The sequence below is a fragment of the Bifidobacterium eulemuris genome, assembly GCF_014898155.1.
Taxonomy (GTDB): domain Bacteria; phylum Actinomycetota; class Actinomycetes; order Actinomycetales; family Bifidobacteriaceae; genus Bifidobacterium; species Bifidobacterium eulemuris.
The window spans coordinates 506,075-527,423 of sequence record NZ_CP062938.1 but is presented as its reverse complement, the minus strand read 5'-3'; the positions used below and the strand labels follow the sequence as shown (position 1 = coordinate 527,423).

The window sequence follows — 21,349 nt, the reverse complement described above, 5'->3', positions numbered from 1 at the left end:
GCCAATCGTTTCAAATCGCGCTGGCCCTCATTGGAGAAGGCAACGGTTATCATTCGCTGCTCCCGAGAATCTTGGCACGGAAATTGGTCCAATCATCTTCAGAGGACAGTACGGTGTCTCCGGGCTGAGGGGTTGTGGCCTTATAGCTGGGAGCGGGAGCATACGAGTTCACCCACTCAGCCATCATGTCCGCAACCGTGACGTTGCGCATATCCGCCACTTTCTCCAACATGGAGAGGGCATCATCTCGTACGACGACGGGTTTGGGAGAAAACATTACATCAGTCATAAGCTCACCACCTCCAGCGATTATGACCCATTCTACTTATGGTGATTTGCTATAGGCGTAGGTGGATGCTTGTTCTTGACTGCAATCGTGTCTGAATCGTGTCTGGGAGGAGTGCGCGCGGAAAATGAAGAAGCCCTAATCCTATACGGGAGTAGCGTTTTCGGTCGGGCTGACAGGATTTGAACCTGCGACATCCTGCTCCCAAAGCAGGCGCGCTACCAAACTGCGCCACAGCCCGTTCGTGCCGCACCACGTACAGCACAAGGAACCATTGTAGCGGATGTTTGGACGAGGACACGGGTACAATGGACGACCGTCACCACCCGCATACGGAAGGAGGGGAAGTATGGGCCGTCATCAGCGCGTCGAAACCGCGGGCCTCATCTCCTTTCTGATCTGCGCGGTGGCCTCCTATGCGGCGATGAACATCTACCTCTCCTATGCGCCGGCCATCTGGCAGGTCACGCAACGCCGGTTCATGGTGTGCTCGGGCATCGTCGCGGCTTGCGGCGTCGTCTCCTTCTGCATCGGATACGCGCGCCAATCGCATTCCTGGAGTCTGAAGAACGGCTGGTTCACGCCGATCCGCCGGGTGTTCGAGATCCTCGCGCTGTCCGTGGTATACGCGGCGACAATTTTCCTCTCGTCCTTCGCGCTGATCAACGCGGTGAACGAGATGATGGGAGTCGCGATGTTCGCCGGCTATCTGCCCGCCGCATGCGCGGGATTCTCCGGCGTGGTCGGCTATATGACCTTCGTGCAGGCGGAGCTGATGAATGCGAAAACCATCGCCTCGCTGCTGCCGTTTTTCGTGATCTCCGGCGTATGCACGGCCGGACTGACCACCGACGATCCGGAATGGTACTACTGGAATTTCTCCCGGCTGGGGGACAGCACCACTTTCGCCGCGCGCATGTTCAACTCCACATTGATGCTCGCCGGCACCTGCGTGATCATCGTCAGCTACTTCGCCGTTTCCGAACTCATCACCACCGAACGTCTGCAACGTATGTGGCATCAGCGCCACAACCGCGACGCGGACGGCAAACCTGTTTGGGAGATCAAGCATTTCCGCGTGCGCATAGCCATCCTATCGGTGCTGCTCACGCTCTCCGGCCTGGCATTCATCGGCATCGGCGCGTTCCGATACACGCCATACAAAACGATTCACAACTTCTTCGCCAAAGGACTGCCCGTACTGATGCTGGTGCTGTTCCTCCTGCTGCCATGGTTGGCGCCGCGCCTGTCGAAGGCGATGGCCGTGGTCTCCGACCTGAGTTTGCTGGTCTGCGCGGGATTGTGGGCCAACATGATTATGGGACATGACACGCTCACCAATGTCGAAGCGGTGGCGGGCATGCTGTTCCTCGGCTGGTTCATCGTGTTCTCGCGGCAGATCGCCGCCATCGAGGCCGACCGTGTCCAAGCCCAGCTGCTGCATGCGCAGGCGTTGGAGGGTGGACTCAACGAACCTGACGATATCGACTCGGTCGAATCACGCATCGCCGCCGATCTGTGACGGTTCGCAATCCATATGCTGCGACATCCCGGAGGTTTCCGGGGGATGTGCGTTATAGTGAATGACGGCGTGTTTTCAAGGGAAACACTGTAGGAATGTGCGTACGCGAGTGCCGAGCCAGGGAGGGTGATGTGCGATACGGCAAGCAGGATGAGCTGATCAGCGAAGCGGATATCGAGGAGTTGTTCGCCGATCCCGTCACGCCTGCGTCTTTTGACCGACTCGTCGCGCCACGGCCTCTACCGAAGAGGACATGGAACTGGCCGATTATCGCCGTGCTCGCGGCCATAGTGGTAATCGCGGTAGTAGTGGTCGTCGCGGTGGCACGGCCGTTCAGCTCGGTACGGGCGACGCACTACGCGCAGGCGTCGCAACAGACGTCCGCGATGAGCGAAAGCTATATGGAGACCTCAACCGCGTTCACCGACGCGTATTCGTTCCTCTACAGCAACGAGATCGATCCCTCCGCGGTCGACGCCACGGAACTGGTTTCAACGGTGAGCACCTTCGACGAGCAGGTGGACGACTTCTCCGACCTTCGCGCGATGAACGATCAGGAGGTGGCCAGCTCCTACGCCAACTTCCAACGCCAAGCCAAGCAGTACGTCAAACTGATGAACGCGCTCGCCGATTCCGCCGGCACACTGGCGCAATCCTCCGCGGTATGCGTGGCGACTCCCTCGGTCACCGAATGGGACTCGGATTACTATGAACAGTATGAGACCTATATCGCGGACTGCCGGTCGAACGTGGAGACTTTGACCCAATCCGAAGCGTCGGTTCTGCAGGAATATGCGTCCACCACCGTGCAGACGCTGGACCAGATGACCGAAATCATCAATCAGATGAGAACGATCGGCGATTTCTCCACGGCGACCAGCGCGGAATATCAGGAACTCGCCGAGTTGGCGGATCAACTGGCCGATCTCGATGCCGGGTATGGAGCGTTGAACGATTTCCAGGTCGATCTGCAACAGGCCGTGGAGAATGCGAATCCCATGGAAATGCTGCAGGAACTGAGCACCCTGCTGGGCGACAAGTATCAGGAACAGAGCGAGTGACGACGGGATCCCCCGCCTGACGACGAGGAGCATAGCGAGATGACGAACAGCGAGACCTCCCACCTCTCCAATGCCGATCTGTGGCCGGCACCGCATGCCACGCGACCTTTGCGTGCCACGGTCACCATTCCGGGCAGCAAATCCCTATCGAACCGCTATCTCATTCTGGCAGCGTTGGGAACGCGTCCGGTGACGCTGCGCGGGCTGCTGCGTTCACGCGACACCGATCTGATGATCGCCGCTTTGGAAGCGCTGGGTGTGCGCTGCGAGGTCGACGCCGACGATCCGACCACCGTGCGTGTGATCCCGCCCGATACGGGACGTTTCCACGGAGACATCGACGTGTTCTGCGGACTGGCCGGTACGGTGATGCGCTTCGTACCCGGACTGGCGCTGTTCGCGGATGGTCCGGTGCGTTTCGACGGCGACGAGCAGGCATATGCGCGTCCCATGCAGCCGGTGTTGGATGGTTTGGAACAGTTGGGCGCACAGGTGACCTACCACGGCGAGCATGGCCGTCTGCCGTTCACCATCACCCCGAGTGGCGTGTCCACGGAGGCTGAAACAGCGGACGCGCGGTCGGCCCGGACCGTGTCCATTGACTCGTCCGGCTCCTCGCAATTCATCTCCGGACTGTTGTTGGTCGGTTCGCGTGTGCCGGGCGGTTTGGAGCTGCATCATACGGGGGAGAAGACCCCGAGCCTGCCGCATATCCGTATGACGGTGTCCGATCTGGCCGCCTCCGGCGTGGACGTGTCCGCCGACGAGGCCACGCGCGTCTGGAAGGTCGCTCCCGGAACCGTGCAACTGCCGGATACGGTGGTGGTGGAGCCCGATCTGTCGAATGCGGCGCCGTTCCTTGGTGCGGCGCTGATCGCCGGAGGCACGGTACGCGTGCCGAACTGGCCTGAGGAGACCACCCAGCCAGGTGGTCTGCTACCGGGGTATCTCGAGCGCATGGGCGCTCAGGTGTCGTTCCCCGCGGAAGATGGCGTGCGGTATTGCGAAGTGACCTCCACCGGTACGATCCATGGTCTGGGAGATTTCGATCTGACCGCGGCGGGGGAGATCGCGCCCTCTTTGGCTGCGATTCTCGTGTTCGCCGACGCTCCGACACGCATGCTCGGCATCGCACATCTGCGCGGTCATGAGACCAACCGTTTGGAGGCTCTGGTCAACGAGATCACCCGCGTGGGCGGCACCGCGCGCGAGCTGGAGCAAGGATTGGAGATCACACCGGTCTCGCCCGACGAGATGCATGCGGCGGTTATGGAAACCTACGCCGATCATCGTATGGCCACCTTCGCCGCGATGTTGGGCCTGCGTATTCCAGGCATCGAGGTGAAAAACGTGGCCACCACACGCAAAACCCTGCCCGATTTCGTAGGCATGTGGACCACACTGCTGGGCTGAAAACCACTGCCGATCTCAAGGAAATGAGTTTGGTGTGTCGGACTGTCGGTCCTTGCTCAGGTAAAACGATTGATTCTTGAATTTGGTGTGCGAAATCGCCTTGACTGGGCGAAACCGACACACCAAACTCGTTTTTCACCCGATAGAGGGTATAAAAACAATACAGGGAGGCCTCCCGCACTCGTGAGAGTGGGGGAGGCCTCCCTGTTGCTAACGATCAACGTGCGTCAGCACCTGACCGATCAGGCGGTCTTGTTGCCGTAGGTGTCCTCGCCGGCTTCCGCGATGGCGGCGGACTTACGGGCGATGGCCAGCTCCTCGTTGGTCGGAATCACGGCGATGACGACGGAGGAGTCCGGAGTGGAGATGATGCGCGGCTCCTTGGAACGGGTCGCGTTCTTCTCCAGATCCAGCTTCACACCGAACGGGGCGAGCTTCTCGCACACGCGGGCGCGCACGATGTCGTCGTTCTCGCCGACGCCGGCGGTGAAGGTGATCACGTCCACGCCGCCCATCTGGGCGGTGTAGTTGCCGATGTAGCCGACGATGCGGTGCACGTAGACGTCGAGGGCCAGCTTGGCGTCCTCGTTGCCCTCTTCGATCTCGCGATGCACTTCGCGCAGATCGCCGTAGCCGGTCATGCCCATCATGCCGGAGCGCTTGTTGAACAGGGCGTCGAGCTCGTCCACGTTCATGTGGGCGTTGCGGATCAGGTGGAACACCACGGCCGGATCGATGTCGCCGGTGCGGCCGCCCATCATCAGGCCCTCGAGCGGGGTCAGACCCATGGAGGTCTCGACCGGCTTGCCGGAGATCTCGGCGGAGGCGGAGGCACCGTTACCGATGTGCAGCACGATCTGCTTGAGGCCCTCGGCCGGCTTGCCGACGATGTCGGGCACCACGGAGGAGATGAACTCGTGGGAGGTGCCGTGGGCGCCGTAGCGGCGGATGTGGTAACGGTCGGCGATCTCCTTGTTCAGCGCGTAGGTGCTGGCGGCCTTGGGCAGCTGGAAGAAGAAGGAGGAATCGAACACGAAGACCTGCGGAACCTCGGGCAGGAGGGCGCGCATGACCTCGGCGCCCTTGGCTTCGGGGCCGTTGTGCAGCGGGGCCAGCACGGCCAGATCCTTGACCTGGTTGATGGTCTTGTCAGTCACGAGGGCCGGATCCGGGAAGATGGAACCGCCCTGCACCACACGGTGGCCGACGGCGACGATGCCGGCCTCACCCAGGCTCGGGCCATACTCGTCGAAGAAGCCGAGCACGCGCTTGAGACCCTGCTCGTGATCGTGGATCGGCTCCTCGAGCTCGTGCTTCTCGCCGTTGTACTCGTGCTTGTAGTGGCCGTCGACCGGTTCGCCGATCTTCTCGACGAGGCCGGAAGCGAGACCTTCGCCGGTCTCGAGGTCAACCAGCTGGTACTTGATCGAGCTGGAGCCGGAATTGATGACAAGGACGGTTTTCGCCATTGTGGGCATCCTCCAAATTGTGATGTGTGATTTCCGCTGGAACACGGATTACCATGTCCCAGACTACTCTCTGCTTACTACATTTCTTTCTTTTTCATACGTTTCGAGTGAGTGGCGGAGCGTGTCTTTCGCCCGACCGTAAAGACTTGGCCAAGATGCTTTCGCATCTTCGTCGCAGCGCAGCTGCTCCCTTCACCTACCGACAGTCCACCGGACTGCCGGCTTACGGCTCAGCCCAGAGCGTGTCGGGCGAAAGACACGCTCCGCCACCCACGGTCAACGTATTACTGCGCTTCGATGGCGGTCAGGGCGACGGTGTTGATGATGTCCTGGACGAGGGCGCCGCGCGACAGATCGTTCACCGGGCGATTGAGGCCCTGCAGCACCGGTCCGACGGCGACGGCACCGGAGGAGCGCTGCACGGCCTTGTATCCGATGTTGCCCGCGCACAGGTCGGGGAACACGAACACGTTCACGTGACCGGCCACGTCGTTGCCTTTGGCTTTGGAGGCGGCGACGGTGGGGGACCAGGCGGCGTCGAACTGGATGGAACCGACGACGGCGAGTTCGGGCGCCTTCTGCTTGACGATGGCGGTGGCCTCCTCGACGATGTCCACATCCGGACCCTTGCCGGAGCCGAGCGTGGAGTAGGAGAGCATGCCGACCTTCGGCTCGATGCCGAACGCGGCGGCCGTCTCGGCGGACTGGATGGCGATGTCGGCCAGCTGCTCGGCATTCGGGTTGAGGTTGATCGCGCAGTCGGCGAACACGGCCACATGGTCCTTGAAGCACATGAGGAACGCGCCGGAGACGAGCGACTGGCCGGGCTTGGTCTTGATGACCTGCAGGGCGGGACGCACGGTGTTGGCGGTGGAATTGATCGAGCCGGAGACCAGACCGTCGGCCTTTCCGAGCACCACCAGCATGGTGCCGAAATAGCTGGCGTCGGTCAGGGTTTTGCGGGCCTGCTCCTCGGTCATGCCTTTCTTGGCGCGCAGCTCGCACAGCTTGGCGACCATCGGCTGCAGCACCTCCTCGTCGTCCATGGCCTGGAAGACGGCCTTGTCGAGGCTGTTCAGCCCAAGTTCGGCGCCGCGGGCGAGGATGGCGTCCTTGTCACCCACGATGATCAGATTCACGATATCGCGTTCGAGCAGATAATCGGCGGCCTTGATGATGCGGTCCTCTTCGCCTTCGGGCAGCACGATGGTCTTCTTGTCGGCCTTGGCCTTGCCCAGCAGGCTGTACTGGAAGGCGTACGGGGTGAGGGGCGCGTCGAAATCGGCGTCGAGGGCGGAGAGCACCTCGGCGGCGGGCGCGTTCTCGGCGAACGCGGCGGAGGCCTTTTCGGCCGCGCCTTCCTCATCGAAATCGACCTTCGGCATCACCCACACCGGCACATCGCCGGCGAGGGCTTCCTTGAGCGGTGCGACCTGATCGGACTCGGCACCGGTGATGAACAGGCCGAGCACCTTGGTGCCGGCCTTCTCGACAGTGGCGACGCAGGCGTCGACGGTGGCCTTGACCTGCTCGGGCGTGCGGTTGATGGTGCACACGGCGAGGAACACGGGGGACTTGAGATCGGCGGCCACATCGGCGTTGAACGCGAACAGATCGGGATCGTTGATGGGGGACTTGTCGGTGCCGACGATCACCATCGCCTCGGCATCGGATTCGGCCACGGCGGTCTCGTACGCGGCGACGATGTCGGCACGGGAGCCGTCCTTGTCGGCGCGGGCGCGTTTCGGGCACACGCCGACGGCCTGCTCACGGGACTGCCCCGCAGTGGCGGCGGCGAGCAGCGTGTCGGTGAAGGTCTCCTTCTTGCACACGGCCGGGCGGAATACGCCGGTCTTCTTGGCCGAAGCCAGGGCGTTGACGACGCCGAGCGCGACGACGTTGCGGCCGTTGGCGGCTTCGGGGCTGATGATGGTGACGCTGGTAAGACTCACGTTTTGTCTCCTCTGTTGCGAACTTCTGTGTGACCGCTTTGCTCACACCACTTGTCATTGTAGACCGCGCGTGTTCGCGCGCGCTGGGTGTCGCCATGAGTTGCGGTGTGTGCTGCGTCACAGTTCATAGAAAAAGGCCTTCCGGAAATATTTCCGGAAGGCCTTTTTCTATCGCTTAACCGAAGTCAGCTGGAGCGGATCACTCGTTGTCGCCGGCGGTGGCGGCGGTGGCGGTGACGGCACCCTGCTTGTCGGTCTTCACGTCGGAGTACACCCAATCGGTGTAATCCGGGTGATCGTAGCCCTTCTCGACCGCGAACTCGAAGGCTTCCTGACGGAAGGCCTCAAGCTCGTCGATCTTGGCGGCGTACTTCTCGACGTCGATCATGCGCAGAGCCTCGGCGACCAGTTCGTAACGATCGATGTTGTTCACGCGAACCATGTCGTACGGCGTGGTGGTGGAGCCCTGCTCCTCGTAGCCGTGGACATTGAAGTTGTCGTGGTTCGGACGATCGTAGATCAGGCCGCGCACGTCGCGGGCGTAGGAGTGGTACGCGAACAGGACCGGCTTGTCGGCGGTGAAGATCTCGGCGAACTCCTCGTCGGACAGGGCCTCGTCGTTCTCCTTGGCGGACTGCAGCTTGATGAGGTCCACCACGTTGACGACCTTGAACTTGACGCCCAGCTCGTTGAGCTTGTCGGCGGCGGCCATGATCTCCTGAGCGGGGACATCGCCGGCGGAGGCGAGCACGATCTCGGCTTCGTCGTTGGAGGCGGCGGTGGAGGCCCACTTCCACTCGGCGGCACCCTTGGCGAGCTCCTCACGGGCCTCGTCCAGGGTCAGCCAGGTGGCGGCCGGCTGCTTGCCGGCGATGATCGCGTTGATCATGTTGGTGGACTTGTAGCACTTCTCGGCGACGGCCAGTAGCATGTTGGAATCCACCGGGAAGTAGATGCCGATGACGTGGTCGTTGTTGAAGCACTTGTTCAGCAGCACGGAGGTCACGCCCGGATCCTGGTGCGAGAAGCCGTTGTGATCCTGACGCCACACGTGCGAGGAGACCAGCAGGTTCATCGAGGAGATCGGCTTGCGCCACGGGATCTCACGGACGGTGGCCTCGAGCCACTTGGCGTGCTGGTTGAGCATGGAGTCGATCACGTGCACGAAGGACTCGTAGGAGCTCCAGATGCCGTGACGTCCGGTGAGCAGGTAGGCCTCGAGGAAGCCTTCCATCTGATGCTCGGACAGCTGCTCGGTGACCTGGCCGGTGACGGCCATGTGCTCGTCGACCAGCTCGGAGAGGTAGCCGGCGTCCCACTGCTTGTTGGTCACCTCATAGGCGGCCTGCAGACGGTTGGAAGCGGTCTCGTCCGGTCCGAAGATGCGGAAGTCGTCCGGGTTGTTCTTGATGATGTCGCGGGTGTAGGTGCCCAGGCGACGGGTGGCCTCGAGCTGGCCCCAGCCGTGGCCGAACTCCTTGACTTCCTTGACCTCGTAGGCGTCGAGCTCGGGCAGGACCAGATCCTTGCGGATCACGCCGCCGTTGGCGTTCGGGTTGGCACCGATACGCAGCTCGCCCTCCGGCATGAAGGCGGTCACATCGGCCTTCACGGTGCCGTTGGCGTCGAACAGCTCTTCCGGCTTGTAGGACTCGAGCCAGTTCTTGAGGACCTCGAAGTGGGCCTCGGTGTCGCGGGCGGAGGCCAGCGGCACCTGGTGCGAACGCCAGGAGCCCTCGGTCTTCTTGCCGTCGATGTACTTCGGGCAGGTCCAGCCCTTCGGGGTGCGGAAGATGATCATCGGGTAGAACGGACGATGCATGTCGTCGGTCTGGGCCGCGGCCTTGATGTCGCAGATCTCGTCGAAGACGGTCTCGAACAGCTCGGCGAAGCGACGGTGGATCGACATGTGGTCCTCATCGTCGAAGCCGGCGACGAACTCGTAGGGCTCGTAACCCATGCCGTGGAAGAACTCGTGGAGCTCCTCGTCGGAGATGCGGGCCAGCAGGGTCGGGTTGGCGATCTTGTAGCCGTTGAGGTGCAGGATCGGCAGCACGATACCGTCGGTGCGCGGGTTCACGAGCTTGTTGGACTGCCAGCCGGTGGCCAGCGGGCCGGTCTCGGCCTCGCCGTCGCCGACGATGGCGGGCACGAAGAGGGACGGGTTGTTCATCACGGCGCCGTAGGCGTGAGACAGGGCGTAGCCCAGCTCGCCACCCTCGTGGATGGAGCCCGGGGTCTCCGGAGCGTAGTGGGAGGGGATGCCGCCCGGGTAGGAGAACTGGCGGAAGAACTTCTGCAGGCCAGCCTCATCCTTGGTGATCTTCGGGAAGGTCTCCGTGTAGGTGCCGTCGAGGTAGGACTGCGACGTACCCGCCGGGCCGCCGTGGCCCGGGCCCATGATGATCACGGTGTTCTGGCCGTGGTCGGCGATGAGGCGGTTGATGTGGCCGATGAGGAAGTTCAGACCCGGGGTGGTGCCCCAGTGGCCGACGAGACGGTGCTTGACGTCTTCGCGGGTGAAGGGCTCCTTCATCAGCGGGTTGCTGCGAAGGTAGATCTGGCCGATGGACAGATAGTTAGAGGCGCGCCAGTACTTGTCAACGCCTTCCAGGGCTTCCTCGGAAACCGGGGTGTCCAGCTTCTTCCAGGGGGTGCCAATAACAGGATTCGTCATGTGTACTCCTGTACTCCTGCACTGTGTAGTGCTGTTGGTTATTATGGTTCGGTTGCGAGCCCCTAGAAACCGTGTGGTTTCGCGGATTCTCACTCCCAATCGCTCATAATCCTACGGGGACAACACGACTTTTGGCAGTTTTTTTGCGTGTGTGTTCGAAAATGTTGCGCTTTCTGCGCATTTTGTGCGATTCGAGCGGATGATTGTCCATATTGGTTTTTGCCCTGAAGAGTGGAGAAATGGCTCTATGACAACGAAAATCAGCTGTCGAACGCGTTTGTTCACGTTCGTTTCGAGATGTGAAGATTCGGCGTGTTGTGGTGCGGCTCGTATGGATATTGTTCGTTTTGCGAACACGCGCGTCGCCTTTTATCGCCTTGTCGTGTTGGCCGACGATAATCGTTGGGTTACACCTTAAGAACCATCCCGATGAACGTTAGGGGAATACCAATGGCAAACGGTCCTGTGCTCGTCGTCGACTTCGGCGCCCAGTACGCCCAGCTCATCGCCCGCCGCGTGCGCGAGGCGAACGTCTACTCCGAGCTGGTGCCACACTCCATGCCCGTCGACGAGATGCTGGCCAAGGATCCGAAGGCGATCATCCTGTCCGGCGGCCCGGCCTCCGTGTTCGAGCCCGGCGCGCCGACCATCGACAGGAAGGTGTTCGACGCCGGCGTTCCCGTGCTCGGCATCTGCTACGGCTTCCAGGTCATGGCCCACGAGCTCGGCGGCGACGTCGACAAGGCCGCCCTCGGCGAATACGGCAAGACCCCGACCGCCATCGACAAGGCCGACGGTCTGCTCGCCGGATCCCCGGCCGACCAGAACACGTGGATGAGCCACGGCGTGGCCGTCAAGCAGGCCCCTGAAGGCTTCGAGGTGCTCGCCCACACCGAAGGCGCGCCCGTCGCCGCCATGCAGGACCCCGCCCGCAAGCTCTACGGCGTGCAGTGGCATCCGGAGGTCAAGCACACCCCGCTCGGCCAGAAGCTCATTGAGACCTTCCTGCACGAATGCGCCGGATTGGGCGACGATTGGGACGCCTCCAGCATCATCGAGGACCAGGTCGCCAAGATCCGCGCCCAGGTCGGCGACGCCCAGGTCATCTGCGGCCTGAGCGGTGGCGTCGACTCCGCCGTGGCCGCCGCCCTCGTGCACAAGGCCATCGGCGACCAGCTCACCTGCGTGTTCGTGGACCACGGCCTGCTGCGCAAAGGCGAGGTCGAACAGGTCAAGCACGACTTCGTCGAGGCCACCGGCATCAAGCTCATCGCCGTCGACGCGGCCGACGACTTCCTCGAGGCGTTGAAGGGCGTCTCCGAGCCCGAGCGCAAGCGCAAGATCATCGGCGAGAAGTTCATCCGCACCTTCGAGAAGGCGCAGCGTCAGGTCATCGCCGAGGCGGGGGAGAGCGGCAAAGAGGTCAAGTTCCTCGTGCAGGGCACCCTCTACCCGGATGTCGTCGAATCCGGCGGTGGCGACGGCGCGGCCAACATCAAAAGCCACCACAACGTCGGCGGCCTGCCCGACGATCTCAAGTTCGAACTCGTCGAGCCTCTGCGCACCCTCTTCAAGGACGAGGTGCGCGCCATCGGCACCGAACTCGGCCTGCCCGACGAGATGGTCTGGCGCCAGCCGTTCCCCGGCCCGGGCCTGGGCATCCGCATCATCGGCGAGGTCACCAAGGAGCGCCTCGACCTGCTGCGCGAGGCCGACGCCATCGCCCGCGAGGAGCTTTCCAAGGCCGGTCTCGACCGCGACATCTGGCAGTGCCCGGTCGTGCTGCTGGCGGACGTCCACTCCGTCGGCGTGCAGGGCGACGAGCGCACCTACGGCTCGCCGATCGTGCTGCGCCCCGTCAGCTCCGAGGACGCGATGACCGCCGACTGGTCGCGTCTGCCCTACGATGTGCTCGCCGCGATCTCCACGCGCATCACCAACGAATGCCGCCAGATCAACCGCGTCGTGCTGGACTGCACCTCCAAGCCCCCGGCAACCATCGAGTGGGAATGACGAAATCATCAGTTATCGGCATATAAATTGATGGTAGTGAAAAATATACCCCAATAAACGTAATATTTGATATACTGGCTTCAATTGGAAGATTGGAGCCAGTATGCGTTTATTCAAACGTGAGGACTACCTTCGAAAGATTCGCGGGTTCTACCACGACGACGGGATGATCAAAGTCATCACAGGGGTTCGCCGCTGTGGCAAGTCGTGTCTTATGCAGTGCATCGTCCAGGAGCTCAAAGACGGAGGTATATCCGACGACCGCATCATTCACCTTGATCTTGACCGGTACGGGTTCCGATCCGTTAGGACTCCGGACCAGCTCGAGGCTCTTATCGAACCCGCCCTTGAGATTCCGGGAATGAAATACCTCTTCATCGACGAGGTTCAAAACATCGACGGCTTCGAGGAGGTCATAAACGAGTTTCGCAACGAGGGTGACTTCTCGATTTTTATAACCGGCTCCAACTCGTACCTGCTCTCGGGCGAGCTTTCGACCAAGTTGACGGGACGCTACGTCGAGTTCGAGATGCAGACGCTGAGCTTCAAAGAATACTGCGACATGAAGCGGTTCCTCGGCCTATCCGTCGATGCGAACCTCACGGCAGAGCTTGACCGCTACATCGTGGAAGGCGGCTTCCCCAAGGCGCTCGACTATCCCGATATGGCGGATAAGCGCACGTACGCGCAATCGGTCATCAGGGAGATCTTCGACAAGGACGTCCGTGGTCGCGTGAAGGTTAAGAACGTATCGGTGTTCAACCAGGTACGGGACTACGTGATCAACAACTTCGGCGCGACGACCTCGCTCACGAACATCCTCGATGACCTCAACAAGAAGCAGGGCGTGAAAATCAAGCGCGAGACGCTTCATAGGTATCTGCAGATACTCGAGGACGCCAAGATCATCAGCAGGTGCACACGATTCGATATGAAGTCGCGTAAGTCGCTGCAGGGTGAGCAGAAGTACTACCTCGCCGACCTGAGCTTCTACTTCGCCCTGAACACCGACAACCGCATCAACTATGGTCCGGTGCTGGAGAACGTCGTCTACAACTACGCGCGCAGCCGCGGCTACGAGGTAAGCGTGGGACGCATCGGAAACCTAGAGTGCGACTTTATCCTGCGGGACAGCGAGATGGGGTATGCGTACGTCCAAGTGGCGATGACTATCATGAACGACCGTGCGACCGAGGATCGCGAATACCGTCCTCTAGAGAACATCAAGGACAACTACCCCAAGTTCGTCATCACGCGCAACGACCCCATTCAGAGGCGCAGCGGCATCGTGCACGAGAACATTACGGAACTGATCGGAGGGGGACGAGGGTTCTCGCCGGGCGAATGAGTGGACTTTTAGGAGGAAGGGCAACCATGACGGAGTCGATTCCCGTCATTAAGCGGAAATGAACTCCGCCTGAAAAATGTGGAGAAATACAAAAATACGTCCTTATTAATGTGATTTATTCCTATAATAAGGACGTGTTTTCATATTGAGAGGAGTGCGGTATGGAGCGATCCCTTATGCAGGAGCTTGTCGGTTGGAAGGACAGTCCGCGCCGGAAACCCCTTATCCTGAATGGCGCGCGTCAGGTGGGCAAGACGTGGCTGCTCAAGCGCTTCGGATCGGAGTGTTTCGAGAACGTCGCCTACGTGAGTCTCGATAACGACGCGCTTGCCCGAAGCTATTTCGATCCCGATTTCGACGTGCGTCGCATCATCTCGTCGCTTTCACTCCAGCTTAATGTCGACATTCTGCCGAATAAGACGCTTATCGTCCTCGATGAGATCCAGTCGTGCCCCAAAGCCATAACGTCGCTCAAGTACTTCTGCGAGGATGCGCCGGAATATGCCGTGGCGGCCGCTGGGTCACTTTTGGGCATTTCCGCGAACGAGGGTACCGGTTTTCCTGTGGGTAAGGTGGATACGTTCGATCTTGGCCCCATGACGCTTCTCGAATTCATGGAAGCGACGGGGGAGGGGCGTTTCGTTGACCTCGTGCGCTCGGGGGACACCATCCTCATGAACCCCTTCAAGGACCGAATCTCCGAGATTCTCAAACGCTACTATGTCGTCGGTGGAATGCCCGGCGTGGTCTCGGTGTTCGCGGAAAACGGTGACTACCGTGAAGTGCGTATTCTGCAGAGCCAGATCCTTGCCGATTATGAACGTGACTTCGCGAAGCACGTCCCTGCGAGGCTCCTACCGCGTATGATGCTCGTCTGGGAGTCAATCCCGCGTCACCTTTCTCAAGAGAACAAGAAGTTCGTCTTCGGACAAGTGCGCAAAGGGGCCCGCGCGAGCGACTTCGAGGAGGTGCTTGTCTGGCTCGCCCAAGCGGGGCTCATCACCAAGGCTCCTCGTGTCGACAAGCCGGGGCTCCCGCTTTCCGCGTATACCGACAGCAAGGCGTTTAAGGTGTTTCTTGTCGATGTGGGACTTCTGGGAGCGATGAGTGGTCTTGCGCCCGAGACGGTGCTCGAAGGTGATCGGGTCTACACGGAGTTCAAAGGCGCCTTGACGGAGCAGTACGTGTGCCAGCAGCTCGTGGCGTTGGGCCTCAGAGTGTTTTACTGGTCGGCAGAAAACTCGAGCGGTGAGATTGACTTCCTGACTCAGTCCGATGGTGCCGTGTATCCCATCGAGGTCAAGGCCGAGGAAAACCTCCATTCCAAGAGCCTTCGCGCTTTTGCCAAAAAGTATGAGGATATGCGATGCCGCAGGTTTAGCCTCGCTGGTTTCCGTGACGAGGGATGGATGAGGAACGTTCCGCTGTGGACGATCGGATGTGTGGACAACTGGCTGTAGTGGGGTTGTCTTAATTGGAACAAACGCGCGGTCGGGAACGGGAATCAAGTCGGGAGAAAACGCCGCTGGTATTTCATATACGTTTCATATTGCCGGGATAGCCTGCGTGCAGTGTGTGCGGATATCAGGTTGAGATATGCCGCAGAAGGACGCGTATAAGGAGTGCGGCAATGGTGAAACGAGCGTGGCTGTATATAACGAGGAAGAGGATCAAGACGTTGGTTCTGCTTCTGGTGCTGTTCGTGATGGGAACGTCGCTGATCAGCGCGTTGGCCATTCAAAAGGCGGCGGCGGTTTCGGAGGAGCAGATGCTGGAACGGATCGGCTCGGGCTTCACGATTTCCAACAATCTGCAATACAACTTGGGCACAAGCCGGGGCGAGGGCACCGTGCCGGCGCAGGCGATTGACGCGATCTGCGAGGTGGAGGGCGTCACGAAGTGCCTGAAGCGGATGAACGGCATCGCCGACATGGAGAACGCGAAGCTGGTCCCGCTTTCCGGAGCGACGGGCTGGTCGGAGTCACAGGAATACGAACGGGTGCTGGCCTTCACCGGGGAAAACGATTCCTCCCTGGACAAGAATTTCACGGGAGGCGTTCTCAAGCTGGAACAGGGGCGGCATCTGCGCGAAGGGGACCGCAATAAGATGCTGGTGCACGAAACCTTCGCCAAACAAAACGGGTTGAATATCGGCGACGTGCTGACCTTGTCGCCCAGCGCATATGATCAGGAGAACGACAACCAGTCCGGACAGTCGGTGGACGTGGAGATCGTCGGACTGTTCTCGGGAACCAATCCGATAGCGCCGACCATGCGGGAGGAGATGTGCGAGAACACCGTGTTCAGCGATCTCGATACCGTCAAACAGCTGTATGCGTATGAGGAGGGCGAGGAGATCTATCAGGACGCGACCTTCTATACATCGAGCGTTTCCGCCACACCGGAGATCATGAACAAGGCGAAAAAGCTGGACGTGGATTGGAAGTCCTATGAACTGACGCAAAACGGAAGCGATTATGTGGCTCTCGGCGAGTCCGTCGAGACGCTGGGCAGGATGATCCGCCTGATGCTGGGCGGGAGCATCATCGTCGGAATCGTCGTGCTGTCCTTCTTCCTTGTCATGTGGGTGCAGGGGCGGAAGAAGGAGATGGGGATCCTGATCTCCATAGGCATCTCGAAGGGGAAGATCGCAGGACAGCTGTTGTGCGAGACGTTGCTCATCGGAGTGGTGGGATTGGGACTGTCCTACTTCGGCGGGCAGGCGATCGCAAAGTCGATCGGAGCGTTTTTCCTGGAACGGGTATCCCAGGAAAGTGTGGCCAATTTGAATAACGGACTTGGCGGTATGCTGGGAGCGGATCTGGAATCGGCCGCCACGGCGCAGACGATAGACCATCTTGACGTTATGATCGGAAACGAGGAGGTTGTCGCTCTCTTCGCGATCGGTCTGGTCGTGATTATGGTGGCGGTCGCCGTCTCCGTCATACCGATCCTAAGAAAGCAGCCGAAAGAGATTCTGACGCAGATGAGTTGAGAGAGGTGCAGCGCGGAATGAGAATATTGGTCGTGGAAGACGAGGCGCCGATTAGAGAGGGAATCAGCGAATTTCTGCAAAGCCAGGACTATGAGGTGGCGGAAGCCTCGGACGGCATGGAAGGACTGGAGGTTTTTCGCAAATTCCAGCCGGATCTCGTGATCCTCGACATCATGATGCCGAGAATGGGCGGGCTCGCCATGCTGAAGGAGATTCGAAAAACAAGCCGCTTGCCGGTGCTGGTCCTGACGGCGATGAGTGATGAGAAAACCCAGGTGGTGAGTTTCGACGCTTTGGCGGATGACTTTATCAGCAAGCCGTTTTCCCTGCTTATTTTGAAGAAACGAGTGGAGGCGCTGCTTCGCAGAAGCGGCAAATCCGAATCCGTGTGGACATGCGGAGAGGCGAAAGTCGATTTCGACGGATTCCAAGCCTGGTATCAGGGTGAGGAGGCGGATCTGAAGCCGAAGGAGATCCGCCTGCTGAAATATCTGGTGGAGCATAAAGGGCAGGTGCTGAGCAGACAACAGATGTTGGATCAGCTGTGGGACGTGGAGGAGGCGCCGTTCGACAGAGTGATCGATGTCTATATCAAAAATTTGAGGAAAAAACTGCATCTGGAATGCATTACGACAGTGAAGGGAGTCGGATATAAAATCCAGTGAGAAAAAGTACAAGGATCTGTTTCGAAAAACATTTCTTTGGGTTCTGCTTCTGTTCGGATGCATCATCGCGGTGGTGCATCTGGCTTTTTACGTCCTGTTTCCGGTCTTTTACACGCAGCAGATACGGACGGGACTGGACCGCGATGTGGCGGTCATAGGGGAGATGCTGCGGACAAGCGACCGGGAGTCGGGCGAGGAATTCCTCCGGACCTATGCGAAGAGGAACCAGCTGGGCGTGCTTGCGGAATTCGATGGTGAGACGGTGTCCTTTCAGGAGGGGACAATCGCCGTTCTGGATTTTCTGGACTCCGGAGAAGAGCTGTCCGTGCAGGGGAGCGGAGAGGTCGAGACGATCCTGACCGCGCATGGGGAAGAAGAGCTGACGGACGGAACAGCCGTGCGGTTCCAGGTTATGGAAAGCACCGCGCCGGTGAAGGAGGCGGGGCGGATCACGCGTCTTGTGCTTCCTGTGACGGTTCTGCTGTCGCTGGCGATATCGTTCGCGTTCTCATGGCTGTATTCCAGAAAGGTGACCCGACCGGTGCTGGCCATGATGGAGGAAACAAGGGAGATGAAGGTGAATTTCCTCCGCAGCGCATCCCACGATTTGAAGACGCCGCTGGCGGCGCAACGGATTCTTCTGGAAAACATGCTTTTGGGCGTGGGGAAATATCAGGATCGGGATAAGTACTTGGAAGAGGCGATCAAGCAGGTGGATCAGCTTACCGACATGGTGAAGGAGATCCTTGATACCTCCAGAATGTCGGAGATTTATCAGGAGACGAGCCGCGTTTCCATTACGGGCAAGCTCCATTCCATGGTGAAGGAGCAGGAAATGCGGATCCAGCGGAAAGGGCTTGAGGTGGAACTTAAGCTTCCGGAACGCTATGACGTCACCATGAATGAGACGCTCGCCGACTGTATACTTGGAAATCTCATCGACAATGCGGTGAAATACTGCGACGATGGCGGACGCGTGGAGATCGCGTTGGAGGAGAATGTCCTGCGGATCCGCAATTCCTGCGTGCCGCTTCAGGAGGAGGAGCTGGAACAGATCTTTGAGGCCTTTTACCGACCGGAATATTCGAGGCATACGCATGCGGAGGGGAACGGTCTCGGACTCTATGTGGTGAGGGAAGGATTGAGGCTCTCGGAGATCCCCTATACCTTCCAAGCGGAAGAGGACGGCATGTGTTTTCAGATGAATTTAAAAACGGTTCGGAATTTCATATAGGTTTCATATACGCAAGTTAGCGTTCATATCGGAATACAGCAAGGAGACAAGTGTATGACGGTATGGAGGCAAGCCTGGTGCTATGTTGCCAGGAAACGGGAGAAAACCGTAGTCGTGGCGGCGATACTGGTCACGATCATGGTTTTGCTCAGCGCGGTTCTGACCATGCGGCATGAGGAGTCCAGCAGTCGGCTGGAAGCCGGGCAAGGTGTGCAGCGCTTTTCGACTCAAGTGGACATGACGCAAGTCGAGACGGTCAAGGCCGTGGAAGAGGCGAGCAGTACGATGCAGTCCCTCCTCCAGATCATGGTGTTGGTTCTGGTCGTCATGAGCGTCGTCGTCGTGTCGTGTCTGTTGTTTTTCCGAATTCGAGAGAGAAAGTATGAGATCGGCATTCTCATTTCGATAGGAAGAGGAAAAGGCCGAATCGTGGCGCAGCTTGCGGTGGAAATGCTCTATCTGATGGGGATGGCGCTTCTCCCGGCATTGATCGTGAGCGTGGGCCTGTTGAAACTGTTGGGCTATGGAATTCACCCGATATGTTTTCTGGAAGCGATCGGCATTTGGCTCGGGACGGTGTTGGTGTCCCTCGTCGTGTCCGCTCTGGGAATCATGACCAAAAACGCGAAAACGATCTTGACGCAAATCGATTAGGAGGATGGCAACATGTTGCAGTTACGGCAAGTGGGATACAGCTACCACAACGAAGGTGGGAAACAGGTTCTGAACAATGTGACGCAGACCTTTGAGCCGGGGAAATTCTATGCGATCGTCGGAAAGTCCGGCGCGGGAAAGTCGACGCTTCTGTCGCTTCTTGCGGGACTTGATGAACCGACCACCGGAAAGGTGCTGTTCCGCGGAGAGGACATCGCGCAGGGCGGATTCGAGCGGCATCGCAGAGAGCACGTGTCCTTGGTTTTCCAAAGCTACAATCTGATCGATTATCTGACGGCGTTGGAGAACGTGCGTCTGGTGCAGCCCAAAGCCGGAGTCGAGGTTCTGGAAAAGCTGGGAATCAGCGCGGAAGAGGCCAAGCGGAACGTGATGCAATTATCCGGCGGCCAGCAGCAGCGAGTGGCCATCGCGCGGGCGATGGCGGCCGATACGCCGGTGATCCTGGGGGACGAGCCGACCGGAAATCTGGACGAGCAGATGGCGGCGGAGATCATCTCCATCCTTCAGAAGCGCGCGCACGAGGAGAACAAATGCGTGATCGTCGTCACGCATAGCAGTCAGGTCGTCAAAGGCGCGGATGTGGTGCTGGAGCTTGCGAAGAAAACGCTGGTTCCCCGTTCCTGATTTGCCCCAGACACCGCGGCGGGAGATCCTACAATGCCTCATTGTTCGGAGGCGTGGGATGCCATTCCATCATTTGGTGGGATAGCATGGGACGGTGCCGTTTCGTACGGCTGATTCGTGACCGTCGTCAAGGCAAGGAGTGGTGATGCAGCGCCCGATTATGACCTCCCGTTCGTTCCTGCGCATGCCGTGCGCCGAGGCCGGTCCCGGCGATGAGTCCGTGGCGCGGGATCTGGTGGATACGCTGGAGGCCAACCGGTCGCGCTGCGTCGGCATGGCGGCGAATATGATCGGAGTGGACAAGCGGATCATCGCGTTCGTGGATGAGGAGATGGACGGGCGCATCAGCGTGATGTTCAATCCGGTGATTACCGCCTGCGACGGCGCGTTCGACACCGAGGAAGGCTGCCTGTCTCTGGACGGCGAACGCCGCACACTACGCTACCACCGCATCGAAGTCGACTATCAGGACCGTCGCCTGCGTGCGCGCCACGCCACCTTCACCGGTTGGACCGCGCAGATCATCCAACACGAGGTCGACCACTGCAACGGCATCGTCATCTGAATCCGCGGGGCGGCGAAGCGGGCCGTCAGCCGGCCAATGAGCGCAGAAGGAATTTGATCTCGGCGAAGAACTCGCGCACCATGTTGTTGACCAGCATGTCGGGAGGGGAACCGGCCGGCAATCCCTGCGCCTGCGGCAGTCCTTGGGCGTGCGCGATCTGCAGCGCGCGGAACATATGGAAATTATTGGTGACCAGCCCCACGGAGGCATCCGCCGGGCCTGGAGCCCCGTCAGCCGACGCTTCATCTATCAGTTTGAGGCTGTATCGGATGTTCTCCTCGGTGGTGGTGGATTCGCTCTCCTCAAGGATGCGCTCGCCGCTGATGCCGTGTTCCTCGAGATATTCCGCCATGCCCTGCGCTTCGGGGAACGGTTCGTTGGCGCCCTGCCCGCCGGAGACGACGCATATGGCCTGAGGATTGTCGTTCAGATAGTCGATCGCCGTGTCCAGTCGGTACCTGAGCACGCGGCTGGGTCCGCTTTCGCGCACCTGTGCACCCAATACGATCACATAGTCGAGTCCGTCAGCGGCGGTGGTATTCATCGCGGCGATGATGCGCGCCTCCACCACGCCGAAGCACAATGCGCCCACAACCAGCACCGCGACGATCGCATTGCGCGCGAGCTTCGGCATCATCGCCCACCAATGGAACGGAAAACTGAACCCCAACAACGCGAAGAACACGGCGAACGCCAGCCAGGCCATCCAGAAGCCGGTGCCGGAATTCGTGCCGAGCACGGCCATGGCGTAGACGACACACGCCAGCGCCAACACCATACACCCAATGAATACGATACGGCTGACGATCTCCCCCATAACGATCAGACCTCCTTGCGTTCCGAGCCCAAG

General features: G+C 59.9%; 17 protein-coding genes and 1 tRNA gene. 12 read left to right on the top strand and 6 right to left on the bottom strand.

The window, feature by feature from the left end; all coding sequences use genetic code 11:
• Positions 1-49 precede the first annotated feature (49 nt).
• Complete coding sequence (locus tag BE0216_RS02385) at positions 50-289, bottom strand: hypothetical protein (protein WP_094636100.1); 240 nt, start codon at positions 287-289, stop codon at positions 50-52.
• A 164-nt stretch (positions 290-453) separates the two neighbouring features.
• Positions 454-527 (bottom strand) — tRNA-Pro (locus BE0216_RS02380).
• A gap of 108 nt (positions 528-635) precedes the next feature.
• Here BE0216_RS02380 and BE0216_RS02375 point away from each other — a divergent pair.
• The 3 genes from BE0216_RS02375 (at position 636) to aroA (ending at position 4,282) form a co-directional block, all read left to right on the top strand.
• Entirely contained in the window at positions 636-1,808 is a 1,173-nt protein-coding gene (locus BE0216_RS02375) for an ABC transporter permease (RefSeq protein WP_094636101.1), read from the top strand.
• A gap of 131 nt (positions 1,809-1,939) precedes the next feature.
• Entirely contained in the window at positions 1,940-2,869 is a 930-nt protein-coding gene (locus tag BE0216_RS02370) for a hypothetical protein (protein WP_094636102.1), read from the top strand.
• 39 nt (positions 2,870-2,908) lie between these two features.
• Positions 2,909-4,282: a 3-phosphoshikimate 1-carboxyvinyltransferase gene (gene aroA, locus BE0216_RS02365; RefSeq protein WP_094636103.1), complete on the top strand. Its 1,374-nt coding sequence runs from the start codon at positions 2,909-2,911 to the stop codon at positions 4,280-4,282.
• Positions 4,283-4,524: 242 nt separating this feature from the next.
• On the opposite strand, the gene BE0216_RS02360 is transcribed toward aroA, so the two are convergent.
• The 3 genes from BE0216_RS02360 to BE0216_RS02350 all read right to left on the bottom strand — a co-directional run bounded on the left by BE0216_RS02360 (position 4,525) and on the right by BE0216_RS02350 (position 10,380).
• Positions 4,525-5,751 carry an acetate/propionate family kinase gene (locus BE0216_RS02360; protein WP_094636104.1) on the bottom strand — a complete coding sequence of 409 codons (1,227 nt, stop codon included), beginning with the start codon at positions 5,749-5,751 and terminating at the stop codon, positions 4,525-4,527.
• A gap of 284 nt (positions 5,752-6,035) precedes the next feature.
• On the bottom strand, positions 6,036-7,703 hold the full coding sequence (pta, locus tag BE0216_RS02355) for a phosphate acetyltransferase (protein ID WP_094636105.1): 1,668 nt from the start codon (positions 7,701-7,703) through the stop codon (positions 6,036-6,038).
• A gap of 199 nt (positions 7,704-7,902) precedes the next feature.
• Positions 7,903-10,380 (bottom strand): phosphoketolase, encoded by a 2,478-nt coding sequence (locus BE0216_RS02350; protein ID WP_094636106.1) that lies wholly within the window; start codon positions 10,378-10,380, stop codon positions 7,903-7,905.
• A 450-nt stretch (positions 10,381-10,830) separates the two neighbouring features.
• Here BE0216_RS02350 and guaA point away from each other — a divergent pair, with 450 nt between their 5' ends.
• The 9 genes from guaA to BE0216_RS02305 all read left to right on the top strand — a co-directional run bounded on the left by guaA (position 10,831) and on the right by BE0216_RS02305 (position 20,499).
• Complete coding sequence (gene guaA, locus BE0216_RS02345; protein WP_072724158.1) at positions 10,831-12,393, top strand: glutamine-hydrolyzing GMP synthase; 1,563 nt, start codon at positions 10,831-10,833, stop codon at positions 12,391-12,393.
• A gap of 103 nt (positions 12,394-12,496) precedes the next feature.
• Positions 12,497-13,741: an ATP-binding protein gene (locus BE0216_RS02340; RefSeq protein WP_094636107.1), complete on the top strand. Its 1,245-nt coding sequence runs from the start codon at positions 12,497-12,499 to the stop codon at positions 13,739-13,741.
• A gap of 176 nt (positions 13,742-13,917) precedes the next feature.
• Entirely contained in the window at positions 13,918-15,201 is a 1,284-nt protein-coding gene (locus tag BE0216_RS02335; protein WP_211279911.1) for an ATP-binding protein, read from the top strand.
• 170 nt (positions 15,202-15,371) lie between these two features.
• Positions 15,372-16,736, top strand: coding sequence for an ABC transporter permease (locus BE0216_RS02330; protein ID WP_094636109.1), 1,365 nt, complete (start codon positions 15,372-15,374; stop codon positions 16,734-16,736).
• Positions 16,737-16,768: 32 nt separating this feature from the next.
• Positions 16,769-17,401: a response regulator transcription factor gene (locus tag BE0216_RS02325; RefSeq protein ID WP_274536725.1), complete on the top strand. Its 633-nt coding sequence runs from the start codon at positions 16,769-16,771 to the stop codon at positions 17,399-17,401.
• A gap of 70 nt (positions 17,402-17,471) precedes the next feature.
• Positions 17,472-18,635: a sensor histidine kinase gene (locus tag BE0216_RS02320; protein WP_143249263.1), complete on the top strand. Its 1,164-nt coding sequence runs from the start codon at positions 17,472-17,474 to the stop codon at positions 18,633-18,635.
• Positions 18,636-18,689: 54 nt separating this feature from the next.
• Positions 18,690-19,289: an ABC transporter permease gene (locus BE0216_RS02315; RefSeq protein WP_094636112.1), complete on the top strand. Its 600-nt coding sequence runs from the start codon at positions 18,690-18,692 to the stop codon at positions 19,287-19,289.
• Between the two features lie 12 nt (positions 19,290-19,301).
• Positions 19,302-19,934, top strand: a complete 633-nt coding sequence (locus BE0216_RS02310; RefSeq protein ID WP_094636113.1) for an ABC transporter ATP-binding protein — start codon at positions 19,302-19,304, stop codon at positions 19,932-19,934.
• Between the two features lie 145 nt (positions 19,935-20,079).
• Entirely contained in the window at positions 20,080-20,499 is a 420-nt protein-coding gene (locus tag BE0216_RS02305; protein WP_094636114.1) for a peptide deformylase, read from the top strand.
• A gap of 25 nt (positions 20,500-20,524) precedes the next feature.
• On the opposite strand, the gene BE0216_RS02300 is transcribed toward BE0216_RS02305, so the two are convergent.
• Positions 20,525-21,316, bottom strand: a complete 792-nt coding sequence (locus tag BE0216_RS02300) for a YdcF family protein (protein WP_094636115.1) — start codon at positions 21,314-21,316, stop codon at positions 20,525-20,527.
• Positions 21,317-21,349 lie beyond the last annotated feature (33 nt).

Bases quoted from the DNA above. Each gene is read 5' to 3' on its own strand.
- BE0216_RS02385 (WP_094636100.1), bottom strand. From the start codon at position 289: ATGACTGATGTAATGTTTTCTCCCAAACCCGTCGTCGTACGAGATGAT.
- BE0216_RS02375 (WP_094636101.1), top strand. From the start codon at position 636: ATGGGCCGTCATCAGCGCGTCGAAACCGCGGGCCTCATCTCCTTTCTG.
- aroA (WP_094636103.1), top strand. From the start codon at position 2,909: ATGACGAACAGCGAGACCTCCCACCTCTCCAATGCCGATCTGTGGCCG.
- BE0216_RS02360 (WP_094636104.1), bottom strand. From the start codon at position 5,751: ATGGCGAAAACCGTCCTTGTCATCAATTCCGGCTCCAGCTCGATCAAG.
- BE0216_RS02350 (WP_094636106.1), bottom strand. From the start codon at position 10,380: ATGACGAATCCTGTTATTGGCACCCCCTGGAAGAAGCTGGACACCCCG.
- guaA (WP_072724158.1), top strand. From the start codon at position 10,831: ATGGCAAACGGTCCTGTGCTCGTCGTCGACTTCGGCGCCCAGTACGCC.
- BE0216_RS02340 (WP_094636107.1), top strand. From the start codon at position 12,497: ATGCGTTTATTCAAACGTGAGGACTACCTTCGAAAGATTCGCGGGTTC.
- BE0216_RS02335 (WP_211279911.1), top strand. From the start codon at position 13,918: ATGCAGGAGCTTGTCGGTTGGAAGGACAGTCCGCGCCGGAAACCCCTT.
- BE0216_RS02330 (WP_094636109.1), top strand. From the start codon at position 15,372: ATGGTGAAACGAGCGTGGCTGTATATAACGAGGAAGAGGATCAAGACG.
- BE0216_RS02315 (WP_094636112.1), top strand. From the start codon at position 18,690: ATGACGGTATGGAGGCAAGCCTGGTGCTATGTTGCCAGGAAACGGGAG.
- BE0216_RS02310 (WP_094636113.1), top strand. From the start codon at position 19,302: ATGTTGCAGTTACGGCAAGTGGGATACAGCTACCACAACGAAGGTGGG.
- BE0216_RS02305 (WP_094636114.1), top strand. From the start codon at position 20,080: ATGCAGCGCCCGATTATGACCTCCCGTTCGTTCCTGCGCATGCCGTGC.
- BE0216_RS02300 (WP_094636115.1), bottom strand. From the start codon at position 21,316: ATGGGGGAGATCGTCAGCCGTATCGTATTCATTGGGTGTATGGTGTTG.